The sequence below is a fragment of the Frankia sp. AgB32 genome, from assembly GCF_023243045.1.
GTDB lineage: Bacteria > Actinomycetota > Actinomycetes > Frankiales > Frankiaceae > Frankia.
Map to the genome: position 1 here is coordinate 64,499 of NZ_JALKFX010000025.1, position 15,382 is coordinate 79,880.

At 73.1% G+C, this 15,382-nt stretch carries 9 protein-coding genes; 3 read left to right on the forward strand and 6 right to left on the reverse strand.

The window, feature by feature from the left end; translation table 11 throughout:
* Nucleotides 1-53: 53 nt before the first annotated feature.
* Nucleotides 54-1,580 carry a hypothetical protein gene (locus tag MXD60_RS10380; RefSeq protein ID WP_248818805.1) on the reverse strand — a complete coding sequence of 509 codons (1,527 nt, stop codon included), beginning with the start codon at nucleotides 1,578-1,580 and terminating at the stop codon, nucleotides 54-56.
* A 545-nt stretch (nucleotides 1,581-2,125) separates the two neighbouring features.
* Here MXD60_RS10380 and MXD60_RS10385 point away from each other — a divergent pair.
* A complete protein-coding gene (locus MXD60_RS10385) occupies nucleotides 2,126-2,761 on the forward strand; it encodes a hypothetical protein (protein WP_248818806.1) in 636 nt (211 codons plus the stop codon).
* 28 nt (nucleotides 2,762-2,789) lie between these two features.
* Here the strand turns inward: MXD60_RS10385 and MXD60_RS10390 are convergent, their stop codons facing one another.
* Nucleotides 2,790-6,938, reverse strand: a complete 4,149-nt coding sequence (locus MXD60_RS10390) for an alpha-(1->3)-arabinofuranosyltransferase domain-containing protein (RefSeq protein WP_248818807.1) — start codon at nucleotides 6,936-6,938, stop codon at nucleotides 2,790-2,792.
* Between the two features lie 256 nt (nucleotides 6,939-7,194).
* Nucleotides 7,195-8,502, reverse strand: coding sequence for a dolichyl-phosphate beta-glucosyltransferase (locus MXD60_RS10395; protein ID WP_248818815.1), 1,308 nt, complete (start codon nucleotides 8,500-8,502; stop codon nucleotides 7,195-7,197).
* Nucleotides 8,503-9,196: 694 nt separating this feature from the next.
* Here MXD60_RS10395 and MXD60_RS10400 point away from each other — a divergent pair.
* A complete protein-coding gene (locus tag MXD60_RS10400) occupies nucleotides 9,197-9,634 on the forward strand; it encodes a hypothetical protein (RefSeq protein ID WP_248818808.1) in 438 nt (145 codons plus the stop codon).
* Here MXD60_RS10400 and MXD60_RS10405 read toward each other — a convergent pair.
* Genes MXD60_RS10405 through MXD60_RS10415 form a run of 3 tightly spaced genes read right to left on the reverse strand, consistent with a single transcriptional unit; the run spans nucleotide 9,577 to nucleotide 12,009 of the window.
* Nucleotides 9,577-10,065, reverse strand: coding sequence for a ribose-5-phosphate isomerase (locus tag MXD60_RS10405; RefSeq protein ID WP_248818809.1), 489 nt, complete (start codon nucleotides 10,063-10,065; stop codon nucleotides 9,577-9,579). The genes MXD60_RS10400 and MXD60_RS10405 overlap by 58 nt on opposite strands.
* Nucleotides 10,066-10,084: 19 nt before the next feature.
* A complete protein-coding gene (locus MXD60_RS10410) occupies nucleotides 10,085-10,738 on the reverse strand; it encodes a mycothiol-dependent nitroreductase Rv2466c family protein (RefSeq protein ID WP_248818810.1) in 654 nt (217 codons plus the stop codon).
* Nucleotides 10,735-12,009, reverse strand: a complete 1,275-nt coding sequence (locus tag MXD60_RS10415) for an AI-2E family transporter (RefSeq protein WP_518467695.1) — start codon at nucleotides 12,007-12,009, stop codon at nucleotides 10,735-10,737. The genes MXD60_RS10410 and MXD60_RS10415 overlap by 4 nt, the downstream gene beginning before the upstream one ends.
* 754 nt (nucleotides 12,010-12,763) lie before the next feature.
* Between MXD60_RS10415 and pepN the strand changes: the two genes are divergently transcribed.
* Nucleotides 12,764-15,310, forward strand: coding sequence for an aminopeptidase N (pepN, locus tag MXD60_RS10420; RefSeq protein ID WP_248818811.1), 2,547 nt, complete (start codon nucleotides 12,764-12,766; stop codon nucleotides 15,308-15,310).
* Nucleotides 15,311-15,382: the final 72 nt, after the last annotated feature.

A 15,382-nucleotide genomic window follows, 5' to 3' on the forward strand; every position in this document is an offset into this window, starting at 1 on the left:
CGTCGAGGTCGACCGGGAGATGCCTGGCGCCCCCGCGCGGCGGCCGCCCCGCGTCACCCCTGGGGAACGGTTCCCCGCCGGTGGCGGGCGGCGTCGGACCTGCCGACCGGCTCTGGACGGCTGGAGCGCTGCGGGCGCCTCGCCGGCGCCGGCGGGGCCGAGCGGGCGGCCGGCAGGGACTCGGTCGCGCCGATGGCGGCCAGCTCCTCGTAGGCGGCCCGGTAGAGGTCGGCGAACGCCGGCACCGAACCCGGCCCGAGCAGCTGCCGGTGGTAGCAGATGGCGACCTTCAGTTCGCCGCCCTGTCCGAGGACCGCGATGAACAGGCCCTGAGGCATCCCGGCGGTGCCGGTGAAGTAGACCCCGGTGATCGACGGGCTGGCCGCCACGGCCGGGTTGGCGCTGCCGACCGCGACCAGATGCCGCCCGCTGCCCTCGGCCGCACCGGGGGCGCCGAGCGGGCCGGCCAACTCATCGAACCGGCCGATGTTGCTCACCGCCGCGGTCGGCGCGAGCAACGCGCGCCCGGCGGACACGCCGACCCGCAGCAGGGTGCTGCGCCAGGGGCCCGGCACGAACCGGGCGGCGGCCACCCCGAGGGCCCCGGAGAGCCCGGACACCGCCACCGGCATCGTCTGCTTGGCCGCCACGGTCTGGTCGACGACGCGGGTCGCGAGGCGGACCGCGTCCGCCCGGTCCTCCGCTTCCGAGATGATGACCGTCTGGCCGGTGTGGTTCCCGTTGGTCTCGTCGGGTTCGGGGAACGCCGGCGGCGGGGCCGATCGGTCGGCCGCCGGCGCGGAGCCCAGGTCCATCGGCATCCGGACCGAGAGCCGCCCGGAGGGGCCGCCACGGCGGGCGTTCCACCGGTCGACGGCGAGATGAGCGGCCGCCAGCAGGAGGTCGTTGACGGTCATGCGGCGACCGTCCGGCAGGGTGCGGCCACCTGCGGGCAGCGGCAGCGTCATCGGGTGGAAGCCGTAGCCCTCCCCCCGTTCGACGGTCAGCGGGGTGAGAAAGCGCCCGGAGCGGCGGACCAGCGCGGACCAGCCCGGCGCGGCCGCGGTGCGGACCAGAGGTGACATGCCCGCCGGCATCCCGCGGCGCGCACCGTCAGGTTCGTCGACACCGCCTGGCCGGGCATCCCGGGACGACTGCCGGTAGTGCTCGACGATCTCCTCGACCAGCTCGGCCAGGCGCAGCCCGTCCAGGGCCAGGTGGTGCGCGACGACGCAGATCTGATCGCCGCCGGGCCGGCGGACCAGCGCGATCCGCAGCGGCGGGTAGCGGTGCAGATCGAACGGAACCGAGGAGAGGATCTCCTGGACGCGCCAGCCGTCCGTGCCGTCGTCGACGAAACCAACCGGGTCCGCCGTCGGCTCGGCGGAGAACCGCCACGCGTGCTGGCGCGAACCGTAGAGCACCGCCCGGGCCATCGGATGCCGGCGGATCACCGCCCAGGCAGCGGCCCGCAACCGGGACGGATCCAGCCGCCCGTCGGTCTGGAGGAACAGCCCGCAGGTCAGCGGCGCGCTCGCCCGGTCCGATGCGGCGAGGATCTGCTCACCGGGGGTCAACACCCGATCGGGTATCGGCGACGCCTGCGCATCGCCCTCGTGAGCCCATCCCATTGTCGTAGGCCGGCCTCTCTGCCGAAGTTTCTGCGATTTCACCGGTGTGACGCGCCAGTGAGAAGCCAGCCAAGCCTAACTACCGGAATCGCGCTGATCGCGAGAGAGGTAACGGGGCGAGGGCTTCGCGGGCCTTCGTCAGACCGGGATCCCGGACCCCGCGGCCCCGCGGGAGACCCATGGACGCCGCCGGTCAGCGATTGTCGCCGGTCCGTCGGTGGTGTCCCACCAGAGTCGCTCTGTTAAGACACGGAAAGTTATCTGGCTGGACGGGGGCACCGGGACCCGAGGCTGGGTGAACGATCACCACCGACTAGCTACCCCATACCGACCAACCGGACCTCAATCACTTAAAGTTACCATCTGGTTATCGGAACGTTGAACTGAGATGATGGTCACATGATCTTTTCTGTGACCGCACTTCCACGCGGCGTGGTCACAGCGCCGGGTCGGAGCGGTATCCGGTCCGGCGCCGACCATCGCCGAGCGCAGGTGTGAACGGCCGCCGGCGGTCCCGGGCGGACCGCCTCGAACTCGCCGACCTGGTCTGTCTCACCGGCGGCGCGTCCGCCGACGACTATGCCGACCTGCCCATCCCGACCGACCGCGACATCGCCATCGTCGAGCTGTTACGCAAGGCCCGGCGGACGGGCGGCGTGGACCAGCTCCCCGAGCTGATCCGGCCGGAGGTCGAGTCGGCCATCCTGCGCGCGTTCGCCCTGCGGATGGCGTCGTGCGCCGCCCAGCGCGCCGACCCGGACCTGTTCCGGCTGGGCCTGCTCGCGGTCGCGGTGGCGAGCCTGCGCAGCGCCGACCGCCAGGCCGATCTGGGCGTGCTCGCCCCGCTGTGGCACACGGCCGGCAGGCTGGGCCTCGCGCCGGCCGCGGAGTTCGCCGCCGCCGGGTGCGAGGTCCCCGACGCGTCGAACCTGCTGGCGGACCGGCGGGCCCGCCCGCTCGACCCGGCGGGGCTGGCCGAGGCGGGCTATCGGCTGTCCGTCGACGCGGACGGCCTGCGCTACGTCCGCGTCGAGCGCCCGCAGACCCCGGTTCCCCCGCGCAGGCGAGGATCGGCTCGGCCGTCCCCGTGGTGGTCGTTCCCGCCGTTGCGCCGCCGCCGACCGTCCTGAGCCGGCCGGGCCAGGACGGCGCGGGGCGCTACCTGCCCGGCGGCGCGCCACGGGACGGCGAGGTGCGCGACCACGGAAACGTGTCGGCTCCGTCCACCGCGAACCCGCCGCCGTGCGGGGAGCCAGGCGGACCGTCCAAGCCGTCGCGGCCCGGCGAACCGTTCAGGCGGTCCGAACCGTTCAGGCCGGCGAAGCCCTGGGGGCCGGCGGGACCAGGCGGGCCGGCGGGACCGGCGGGACCGGCGGGACCTCGGGGGCTGTCCGGGCCCGGGCGATCAGGGCCGTCCGGGCCGTGGGAACCATCCGGGACATCGGCGCCGGTGACCGTCAGCGGCCCACGCCAGCTCGAGGCTGCCAGTGCGGCGAGGGCGGCACCAAGCGCGACCGCCCCGAAGGACTGCACCCAGGGGCTGAACGCCCCGTGCCCGCTGCCGGGTGAGCTGCCCGCTTCGGCGGCGTCCCCGATGCCGGCGCCCAGCATGGCGAGCCCAGCCGCCCAGGCGGGCACGGCAGGCCACTGCCGCCCGGCCCAGACCAGCACCGGCACGCACAGCGCGACGGGGCCGGCGACGAGCGCGACCGCGACCATCCCGAAGGCGGTCCAGGCGAGCACGGCCGGGGGCGGGGCACGCGTCCCGCCGGCCGTGCTCGCCCGCCGGCGGCGGACGGACTCCGGCAGCGGCGGAAAGCGGGGATAGCCGTCTTCGTCCGTGCCGCGCCGTAGCCGCAGCCGGGCCGGCAGCGCTGCGAGCGCTATCAGCACGAGCACCAGCAGCAGACCGATGACCAGGTTGCGGCGGTACTCGTGACCGGGGAGGTTCTCGATGACGATCGTCCCGCCGGCGCCGGCCGGCACGATGTAGCCCTGCTGCCAGCCATCCAGGCGGATCGGCGTCAGCGGCTTACCGTCGAGTGTCGCGGTCCAGGTGGAGCTCGCGTTCTCCCGGACGGCGAGGAACGCCCGGCTGCCCGCCGCGATGTCGACGGTGCGCCGCTCGGCGTCCCACTGCTGCACCGTGGTCCTGCGCGGCGCGGAGGCGGCGGGTTGCCGGCCGGTGCCGACCAGGGCCAGCGACTCGATCACGGCCGAGGTCAGCCCCTGGTCGACCTGGAGCAGGTGCTGGCCGGCCGGCAGCGTCAGCGTGCTCCCGTCGGTGCACAACGACACCTGCAGCGGTCGGATCGACGTGACGTCGCTGTGGCGCCCGGTGATACGCAGGGGGTAACGCCGACCATCGACGACCAGCGCCGGGCCCCGATCGCAGTCGACGACCAGCGGGCTGTCGTCGGCGGGCGGGGTGCCGCGGGCTGGCGGCAGGATGCTCGCGGTGCCGCTGACGGTGAGGGTCAGCGGCCGGGGCAGGTCGAACCGGCGGGACATCGCCAGTTCCTCGGAACCACCGAACGGCTGCCCCGGGTCGACCCCCTCGCGCGCCATCGAATAGGCGATCAGGCCGCTGTCAGGGTCGGTGAACTGCTGGCTGACGTCGTCGGGCAGCTGCGCGTAACGCTGGAAGGTGACGCCGGGAACCGTGATCTCCCGAATGCCCACGCCCAGGGAGTTGTCGACCCGCTGCTGGACCCGCTCGAAGGTGATGCGGTACGTCCGGCTGGGCCCCGGCGGGACCGCCAGGCGCTGGGTGTCCTCGACCGGTGACACGGCGGTGACGACGCTGCCCGACTCGGTCGTGACCCGCAGCGCCCGGACCGCCGGCCGCCACACCCCTTCCGACAGCAGCCGGATGTCGAGGTAGGGGACGGTCATCTCCTTGCCGACGTCGAGCTGGATCCACTGGCCGGCCGGCGACGTGCCCTTCTTGCGCTGCGCCGTCCAGGCGGTGCTGGGGTAGCCGTCGACGGCGGCCTGCGGGGCGACGTCCGGCGCGGCGAACAGGGAGTAGCCGTAGGAGGACGCGATCACGGACATCCCACCGGCGTAGCCGGCGACGGTCTGGTGGCCGGCGATGTCGCTTTCGGCCCACTGGTCGGGCTCGCCATCCCTGCCGACCTCGTTGCCGGTCGGCCCGAGCAGATAGGACGCCGCGTCATGGACGATGCCGTAGGTGCTGTTGCGCCGGGTGAGGGTGTCCGTGTCGACCCAGGCGGTCGTCGGGCCGATCACCTGGTCCGGCGCGGCCTTGATGGCTGCGGGGCTGGGTGACGGCGGGGTCGTGTTCGCCGGCGCTCCGAGGTCGCTGGCCAGCACCACCGGTCGGTCCGCGCCGAGCAGTCCCTGTGCGGTGAGCTGCGTCGTCGCCTCGGGGCCGCCGGAGACGACCACCGCGCCGTCCGCCGGGTAGGCCTGCACGAGGCTCGCCCCGTGCGGCACCGTCCACACCTCCAGCGCCGGCACCTTGTCCTTCGGGTTACGCAGTGACGGGACGAGCCGTTCCTTGGCCGAGGCCCGCGCCGGCACCTGCGGACCGAAGGTGGCGGCCCGGGTCAGGCCGGAGGAGTCCAGCGCCCGGTACAGCTCGTCGGTGGACGGCGGAACGTCCCAGTCCTTCTGTTCGAGGTCGTTGCGCAGCAGGATCTGGCCGATACCGGCCCGGGCTAGCGCCGACGCGAGGCCGGTTGCCGACCCGGTCGACATCTCGTGTTCGATGCCGTCCATCAGTCGGGTCACGCCCGTGCCACCGAGCGGGATCAGGCTGCGGACCCCCCAGGGGGTCTTCGCGAGCCACTGCAGCGGCTCGTCCAGCGGGCGGCCCCACGAGTACTCGGCGAACGGCGAGGCGGGCAGGACGAGCGTTCGGCCGCCCTGCGGGTTCTTGGCCAGCCAGTCCGCCGCCTGCGACCAGTAATCCGGTACCTGGGTGAACGAGCGGGGCTGCAGCGCCCGCCCGGCGAGCGCCGGGGTGATGCCGCAGACCAGCGCGGCCGCGGTGATCACCGCGGTCACCGGCGCCACCCCGGCCCGCGGACGCAGCCACCGGCCCGCCCGCGACCAGGCACCGCCGGTCCGACGGACCCGGCCCGGCAGCACGGCGAGGGCGTGCGCGGCGCCCAGCGCGATCGGCAGGCGCACGACCGGCTGGAACTTGAAGACGTTGCGCAGGAACCCGAGCTGGTTACCCAGCAGGTCCCGCACCTCCCCCGCGAACGGGCTGCCCGGGTGGCCCGGGTAGGCCGCGGACACCGACACCGTGCCGATGGCGAGCGTCACCAGCAGGAACCGCCGCGCGGGCAGATCAGCCCGGGCCAGTCCCCACAGGCCGATCGCGACGACCGCGGCGGACCCGACGATCGGCACCGGCCGGGAGATGTACTCGGTTGCCGCGGGCAGCCAGGCCCGCGGTAGTTGCAGGTAGGCCAGCCAGTCGGTGGTGCCGCGCAGCGCCTCCGCCACGTTCGTGGTCGCCGTCGTGGTCTTCGCGGTCTCGGTGTACGGCAGGAAGTTCAGTCCGTAGCGACCCTGTACCAGCAGCGCCAGCAGCCACCAGGCGGTGCTCAGCACGACCGCGAGCACCCACCAGGCGCGCAGCGCCCACGCCCGCCGCGTGCCGCCGGCGAACAACAGCACCACGCCCGGGACGAGCAGGACGCACAGGGTGACGGTGGCGTTGATGCCACCGGTGCCGAGAATGGCCAGGCCGGACAGGGCCGCCGCGCGACGGGGTGAGAGCCGGCAGGCCGGATCGGCGGCCGGATCCCCGGCCGGATCCCCGGCCGGATCGACGGCGGGCCTGGCCGCGGTGCCGGTGTCGGCGCCGAACGCGCCGTCGGGGCGCAGGGCCAGAACGAGCGGCAGCGTGATCCACGGAAGCATCGCGGCACCGGCGAGCGCGACCGAGCTGGCTCCCAGCTTGCCCAGGTACATCGGCGACAGGGTGTAGACGAGCCCGGCCACGACGCGACTGGCGGGCACGCCGATACGCATCGCGTCCGCGAGCCGCACGATTCCCCACGCGGACACCGTGAGCAGCAGCGCCATCCACAGCCGCTGGGTGATCCAGGGCGGCACGCCGAGCACGTTGCCCAGGCCGAAGAACGGGCCCATCGGGAACAGGTAGCCGACGTACTGGTTCGGCAGGTAGCCGAACTCGTCCAGCGAGTTCCACAGGTGCAGCGCCCGGCCCATGAAGCCCCACGGGTCCAGCGGCACGTCGAGCTTCGTGTCCGCCGTCAGCTTGCCCGGCGCCTGCAGCAGGTACAGGACTGCGAAGCAGACGGCCATCCCGAGCAGCGGCCAGCGCGAAGTGCGCCGCGCCCACGACGGGCAGCCGGGGACAGCTGGCTGTGCGGCCGACAGTCGGGACGCACGCGGGCCGGTCGCCGTCGCGGCGGTTCCGCCGACGGAGGAAGGGATCGCTGGCTCCAAGTTCTGTGACGGGGGGTTCGCCCGACCCTACCCAGCACACCACACTCCGGTGCCGTCGCCCTGGCTGAGCCGGGCTGGCCATTCCTCGGCCGCCGCGCAGGCGACCTGGGGGCTAGGAGGCGCGGGAAGCGCCGTCCGGGTCCAGGCTCCCGCGCAGGGCAGGCAGGGCCGCGCCAGCGGCGAGGAACCGTCCCAGCGCCGCCGCGAGGACGGGAGCGGGGCCCTGTTCCAGGCCCGATGCCGACCGGGCCAGGCCGGCGTCCTCCACCTGTCCGGCCGGCCGGGGCACGCTCACGGCCGGATCCTGGCGACCGCTCGTGGACGCGGGGACCACGTGGCTGGTCAGGTCCGGGTGGCTGGTCAGGTCCGACTCACGGGAGCCGGCGCCGCGGCGGCCGAGACCGGCGGCAGCGGGCGCCGACAGATCCGATAACTCGGCCAGATCGTTCATCCTGGCGGCCGGAACCGGCGTCTCGTTGCGTCGGGGCATCCGCGGCGGCGACAGCGGCCCGCGCGGTGAGGCCGACTGTGGGAGGCGGGGCGACGGGGCCACCGCCCGGGCCCGGCTGTCGGGCTCGGCGGATGCCGCGGGCGCGGCCTCGACTGCCGGGGTGCCGGCAGCAGCCGGAGTGACAGCAGCAGCCGGAGTGACAGCAGCAGCCGCGGTGGCCGCCGCGGACAGGCCGGCGGGAGCGGCTGGGCTGCCGGCGACGACCGGGCCGGGCGCGGAGCGGCTGAGGTACCGGCGCGCCCGCACCACGTCGACGATCATCGCCGGGGTGTGCCGGGCGACCCGGAACGTGCCGCCGGGGATCTCGGCCCAGCGGACCGGGACCTCGGCGATGCGGTAGCCGATCGAGCGCGCGATCGACAGCACCTCGACATCGAACCCGAATCCCGTCGAGCGGGCCAGGCTGAACAGCAGCTTCGCCTCCGGGCCGCGAAACGCCTTGAACCCGCACTGGGTATCGGCGACGTCGAGGCTCGCCAGCGAACGGGTGATCTGGTTGAAGGCCCAGCTCCCCATCCGGCGACCGTTGGTGCGCACTGCGCCGCCGCCGATCCGGCGGGAGCCGAGAGCGATCTCGGCGTGCTCGAGCGCGGCCAGCAACAGCGGAAGATCCCTGGCGTCCGAGGCCCCGTCGGCGTCGACGAACACGATCGACGCCCCGCGCGAGACAGAAACCCCGGCGCGCACGGCGGCGCCCTTGCCGGAGTTCCACGGCAACCGCAGAACACGGCCACCTGGCAACTCGGCCAGGTGTTCCTCGGCAACCGCCCCGGTGCCATCCGTGCTGCCGTCATCAACGACGATCACTTCGGCGCCGGGAATCCCCCGCAAGACCGACACCAACGAAGGCAGCGAACCAGGCAGGCGCATCGCCTCGTTGTACGCAGGGATGACGACGCTCACGGGCACGCTGTCCAAGAGTCAACTCCTAGGCTTCGACGGCGGAACCGGTGACTAGACGCCGGCCAGGGCGTAGCGAATGGTGACAGCCGGTCGAGACGCATGCAGTTTCGGGCGATTGAAGGCGGGTGTCAATGTATGTCGACCAAAGTCTGCCCGATGACCTTCACTCCCCGCCTCCCCGGACGGCCACCTATGGGCCATGCGTTGGGTTTTCGGTGGATCCGCCGGCGGCGCTCAGCATACGTACACGCGTCCACGCCCGGCCAGCCGGGTACCGCGGACCTGGCCACGACTCCGTCGGCGATCATTCAGGGCGCCCGGCGCCACCCCTCGACGGTCCACCATCCGACAAATCACCAGATGTCCACAACCCATCAATGCGAGAACAACAAGAAAAATTCCGAATGAGTGCGGATCACCGGCCGGCGCGGCTTTCGGATCAGCCTGGTACGAGGGAGATCTGCCGGTGGGATTTAGACCCGCGCGCCCTCGGCCGCACCCGCCGTCGGCACGTGCCGCCAACCGGGAATCCGAACACCGCCGACGACCACCGCAATACGAAGAAAGACGATGCCCGCGCCAAAGGGCTGCGCTGCGTCACCAATTCGTGGGCATCGACGCGACGCGACCCGTCGGACAATCTATGATCACCGTGCCGGGATCACCGGGCCGGCACCTCCAGGCGATGATCGGAGGCCGCATGGCGCGTACCGACCGCCCGGCGCGCCCGCGGCAGCGCCCCCACCCCACCGGCGACAGTGACGCCCAGGTGCGCGGGCTGGTCGGCGCCGGGCAGACCCGCCTGCCCCCCGTCATCGCGATGCGCGCCCGGGACGTCGACCGCCCGACCGAGGCGGACCTCGCCGACGCCGACCGGACGCTCGTCCTACGGCGCGGCCAGCGCCTCCCACCGCCTACCGACGCCGCCGACCTCGGCGAGACCGACCGGGCCGCCGAAACCACCGGCGCACCGCCCGTTACCCTCCTTGAGCCAGCCGAACACCCGCGCCGGGGAGCGGACGGCCGCGCCGCCCGGCCGCCGGCCCCGGTGCCGGCCGCTGCCGGGGCCCGCCGATCGACTCAGGACGCCGAGGAGGCCGCGCCCGGAGCCGCCGGCACCTCGCCGGTGCGCTCGTAGCTCGCCAGCATCCTCAGCCGGCGGGTGTGCCGCTGCTCGCCGCTGAACGGCGTCGACAGGAACACCTCGGCGAACGCCAGAGCCTCGGGGACGGTGTGCATCCGCGCGCCGAGGCTCAGCACGTTCGCGTCGTTGTGCTGGCGGCCCAGGGTGGCGGTCTGCTCGCTCCACACCAGTGCCGCGCGCACCCCCGCCACCTTGTTCGCCGCGATCGCCTCGCCGTTGCCGGAGCCGCCGATGACGATGCCGAGGCTGTCCGGCTCCGCCGCGGTCGCCTGGGCGGCGGCGAGGACGAACGGCGGGTAGTCGTCGTCGGGGTCGTACTCGACCGGTCCGTGGTCGACGGGGGCATGCCCGAGTTCCACCAGACGCTCGGCGAGCGCCTGCTTCAGGTGGAAGCCAGCGTGGTCAGAACCTAGATGGACGCGCATGATGCGTCATCATGCCTGATCACGTGAAGATCGGTCCGACGTCCCGGGAGCGCTTCAGCTCGTAGAACCCCGGCGTGCCGGCGACCAGCAGTACTCCGTCCCACAGCCGACCGGCGGCCTCGCCCTTGGGTGCCGGCGTGATCACGGGTCCGAAGAACGCGGTGCCCCCCACGGCGATCACCGGGGTGCCCACGTCCATGCCGACCCGGCCGATGCCGTCGTCGTGGCTGGCCCGCAACGCCTCGTCCCACTCGGTCGAGTCCGCCGCGGCGGCCAGGTCCGCATCGGCGCCCGCCTCGGCCAGCGCGGCCGCGAACGTCTCGGGACCCCACGCCGCCTGTTCCACGTGCCGGCGCCGGCCGAGCGCGGTGTACAGCGGGCCGAGCACGCCCTCGCCGTGCCGCGCGGCGGCGGCGATGCAGATCCGCACCGGGCCCCAGGCCTGCGCCATCGCCTCCCGGTACTCCTCGGGTACGTCACGGCCCGCGTTGAGCACGGCCAGGCTCATCACGTGCCAGCGGATCTCGATCGGACGGATCTTCTCGACCTCCAGCAGCCAGCGCGAGGTCAACCACGCCCACGGGCAGGCCGGGTCGAACCAGAGATCGGCGGAGGCCACGCCGGGGTCGTCAACGGCCCCGGTCGGCGCGGCGCTCGGGCTTTCGACACTCATCGGCGGTTCTCCTCTGTCGGAGGGCTGTCCCCGACCCGCTCAACCACATCCGCCGGCGGACGCTTCCCGGTCACGGTGAGATAACTCGCGACCCGATTGACGACGGCGACGAACGGAACCGCAGCGATCGCGCCGGGAATGCCGGCCAGCACGCCGCCGGCCGACAGGGAGATCACGATCGCGAGTGGGTGAAGCTGCACCGCCCGGCGCATGACCAGCGGTTGCAGCAGGTGCCCCTCGATCTGCTGCACGGCCAGCACCACGCCGAGGATGATCAGAGCGTCGGTTACCCCGCCCGACACCAGGGTCACCAGCACGGCGGCGATTCCGGCGACGGTCGCGCCGATGATCGGGATGAACCCGCCGAAGAACGTCAGCATCGCGAGGGGCGCCACGAGGGGCACGCCGACGCCGACGAGCCCTATCGCGATCCCGATCGCGTCCACGGCGGCGACGAACACCGTTCCCCGGATGTAGCCGGTGATCGTGAGCCACGCCTCCCGGCCCGCACCCCGCACCCGCTCCTCCGCCCCATCGGGGAAACGGGTGACGATCCAGGTCCAGATCCGCTCGCCGTCGTAGAGGAAGAAGAAGGTCGAGAACAGCGCGACGAGCAGCCCGGTGATCGCCTCGGCGGCCACCGACGCGCCGGAGATCACCCCGGAGACCAGACGGCCGCGGTTGTTGGCCAGGTTGCGGCGGATGTCGTCGACCAGACTGTTGATCTGTTTGTCCGAGAGGTGGAACGGGCCGTTGGTCAGGTAGCCCCGGATCTGCTCGACGCCCTGGCTGACCTGGTCGCTGACCGTGGGAATCTCGTTGGCGGCGTTGAACCCGACGGCGACCGCCGCCCCCGCCAGCACCGCGAAGAACACGAACAGCGCGGCGAACGCGGCGCCGAGCCGCGGCAGGCCGAGCCGGTGGAGCCGGTGCGCCAGCGGGTGGATCAGGGCGGCGATGAGGAGCCCGGCAATGATCGGAATGACCACCACCCGCACCCGGCCGATCGCCATCAGCAGGATGTAGATCGCCGCCGCGGTGATGATCAGACGCCAGGACCAGCCGGCCGAGACCCGCAGGGACACCGGGATGTGTTCGTCGGCCCGCGCCGCGGGCGACAGCCGCGGTCCGGACGCGGGCGCCCGGACGGGTTCACCGGCGCCCGGCGAGCGCTCGGCCGCCGCCCGGGCCGCGCGCAGCAACCGCAGCCGGCGCGGAATGATCCCCGGCCGCTGGCCGCCACCGGCGCCGCCGAGCGGATCCGCCACCACGTCGGCGGCCGGATGCGGCGACGCTCCCCCGGCCGGACGGACCGCCGGGCCGCCGGCCGGCGCCGCGTCACCCGCGCCCGCCGGGTGTGCACTCTGGTCCTGCCGCGACGCCCCGCCAGCGGGTGCTGCCCGGCCGGCGGAAGCGGCTCCGCTGGTGGGTGTCGACTGACTGGCGGGTGTCGACTGACTGGCGGATGTCGTCGACTGGCTGGTCGACGTGGACTGTGTGGCGCCGGTGCGGCGCGCGGGCGCGCCTACCCGGCCCAGCCCGGCCACCCGTCTCACCCACGCCTCCTACCGGCGACGCGCTGCGCGTCCCCGCCTCTGTCGGCCACTCCGTGGTTCCGGACGATGCCCCCGGGCCACCCGATCGGCATGTCCGCCCGTCCACGGGACATGTGGTCATCGTGCCGCACCGGCGCCACGGACGAGGGATTGACCCACGCGAACACGCACATTCCGCGAATTCTCTCCGCCGTGCCGGGGCGGTGTCAGGCGGACGGGACACCCGCCGGCGCCGGTCCACCGAGGGCATCCGTATCGCGCTCGGGACGTGCGAGACTGGGCCGACGGCAACGACCGCGGCCGCAGGCCGCCGGCGGTTCGCCCCGGCGCCGCCGGGCCCTCGTCGCGGTGGGTCGGGAGCCAGTCAGACCAGCCAGCCAGACAGACCAGCCGGACAGACCAGACAGCCAGACAGCCAGACAGCCAGCCAGTGCCAGCCGAGATGTTCGTGTCCTGCGAGAGGAAACGGGTGCCCAACAACCTCACCCGCGACGAGGCGCGCGAACGCGCCCGCCTGCTCAACGTGGCGTCCTACGACGTCGAACTCGACCTCACCACCGGCCCGGGGAACTTCCGCACGTCGACGGCGGTCACCTTCACCTGCACCGAGCCGGGTGCGTCGACGTTCATCGAACTCGCCGCCGCCCGGGTCGAGGACGTCGTGCTCAACGGCCGGCCGCTGGACCCGGCCGCCGTGTTCGACGGTGAGCGGATCCGGCTCGACGGGCTGGCCGAGGCCAACCGGCTGACCGTCGTCGGCGACGGTGTGTACTCCCGCACCGGCGAGGGGCTGCACCGCTTCGTCGATCCCGTCGACGAGGCCGTCTACCTCTACACCCAGTTCGAGACCTACGACGCGCACCGCATGTACGCCTGCTTCGACCAGCCCGACCTGAAGGCGACGTTCACCCTCACGGTGACCGTGCCGGCCGAGTGGTCGGCGATCTCCAACGGCGCGGTCGCGGCGACGGCGGAGTCGGCGATCGGCGTGCGCGTCATCCGCTTCCTGCCCACGCCGGTGATGTCGACCTACATCACCGCCCTGGTCGCCGGGCCGTACCACGAGGTGCGGGACCAGCACGACGGCATCGACCTGGGGCTGTTCTGCCGCCGCTCGCTGGCCGAGTTCCTCGACCCGGGCGAGATCTTCGAGATCACGAAGGCCGGCTTCGACTTCTACCACCGGGTGTTCGACTACCGGTACCCGTTCGGCAAGTACGACCAGCTGTTCGTACCGGAGTTCAACGCCGGGGCGATGGAGAACGCCGGCTGCGTGACCTTCCTGGAGGAGTACGTCTTCCGGGCGAAGGTGACCGAGGCCCGCCGCGAGCGGCGCGCCGAGACGATCCTGCACGAGATGGCGCACATGTGGTTCGGCGACCTCGTCACCATGCGCTGGTGGGACGACCTGTGGCTGAACGAGTCGTTCGCGACCTACATGTCGGTGCTGGCCCAGGTCACCTCGACCCGGTTCACCAACGGCTGGACGACGTTCGCCAACGCCGAGAAGGGCTGGGCGTACCGGCAGGACCAGCTGTCCTCGACGCACCCGATCGTCGCCGACGCCCCCGACATGGACGCGGTGCGGACGAACTTCGACGGCATCACCTACGCCAAGGGCGCGTCGGTGCTCAAGCAGCTCGTCGCCTGGGTCGGCCAGGAGGAGTTCCTCGCCGGGCTGCGCACCTACTTCCGCCGCTACGAGTACGCGAACACCTCCCTGCGGGACCTGCTCGACGAGCTGGAGAACGCCAGCGGCCGCGACCTGACCGCCTGGTCCGCCGACTGGCTGGAGACCACCGGCGTCAACACCCTGCGCCCGCGGTTCTTCACCGACTCCTCCGGCCTGTTCACCTCGTTCGACGTGGTGCAGGAGCCGGCGAGCGCGCCGCCGACCGCGTCGCGGACTCTGCGCCCGCACCGGCTCGCGATCGGCCTCTACGACCGCGGCCCGAGCGGCGCCCTGCTGCGCCGCGAACGCGTCGAACTGGACGTGACCGGCGAGCTCACCGAGGTGCCCAAGCTCGTCGGCGCCCGCCAGCCCGACCTGATCCTGCTCAACGACGACGACCTCACCTTCGCGAAGGTCCGCCTCGACGAGCGGTCGCTCGCCACCCTCGTCGAGTCGATCGGGTCGATCTCCGAGAGCCTGCCGCGGACGTTGTGCTGGGCCGCCGCCTGGGACATGACCCGGGACGCGGAGCTGCCCGCCCGCGACTACGTCCGGCTCGTGCTGTCCGGGGTCAGCGCCGAGGACGACATCGGCGTGGTGCAGTCCCTGCTGGCCAAGGCGGACCTGACGATCGACACCTACGGCGACCCGGCGAACCGCGGGCCTGCGCTGCGGGCGCTGACCGTGCGGGCGGAGGAGCTCGCCCGCGCCGCGGCGCCCGGCAGCGATCTGCAGCTCGTGTTCACCACGTCGTTCGCGCAGGCCGAGGACGACGACCAGGTGGCCCGGGTCCGGGCGCTGTTCGAGGGCACCGATGTCATCGACGGTCTCGTCCTGGACACCGAGCTGCGCTGGACGCTGCTGACCCAGCTCGTCGCCCGCGGCGTCTACGGCGACGCCGAGATCGACGCCGAGCTCGCGCGGGACCGCACGGCGACGGGCGAGAAGCGGGCGGCGACCGCGCGCGCGGCCCGGCCGACCGCGGCGGCGAAAGCCGCGGCGTGGTCCGCGGTGATGGACTCGGACACGCTGTCGAACCATCTCGCCGCCGCGACGATGGGCGGCTTCTGGATCTCCGACCAGGTCGAGTTCACCCGGCCGTACGTCGACCGCTACTTCGACGAGATCGCCGCGATCTGGACGACCCGGAGCTTCGACACGGCTTCAACGATCACCCAGATGCTCTTCCCGTCGGCGGTCATCGAGCCTGCGACGGTGGCGAAGGTCGACGCGTACCTCGCCCACCGCGACCCGACCCCGCCGCTGCGCCGCGCGCTGCTCGAAGGCCGCGACGGTCTCGTCCGGGCGCTGGCCGCCCGGGCGAAGGACGCCGCCACCGGCTAGGCCCGTCTTCCGCACATGGGGTTTCGATGTGTTGACCGGCCCGGTTGTCGATCATGGTGGCTGGGTTGGGTC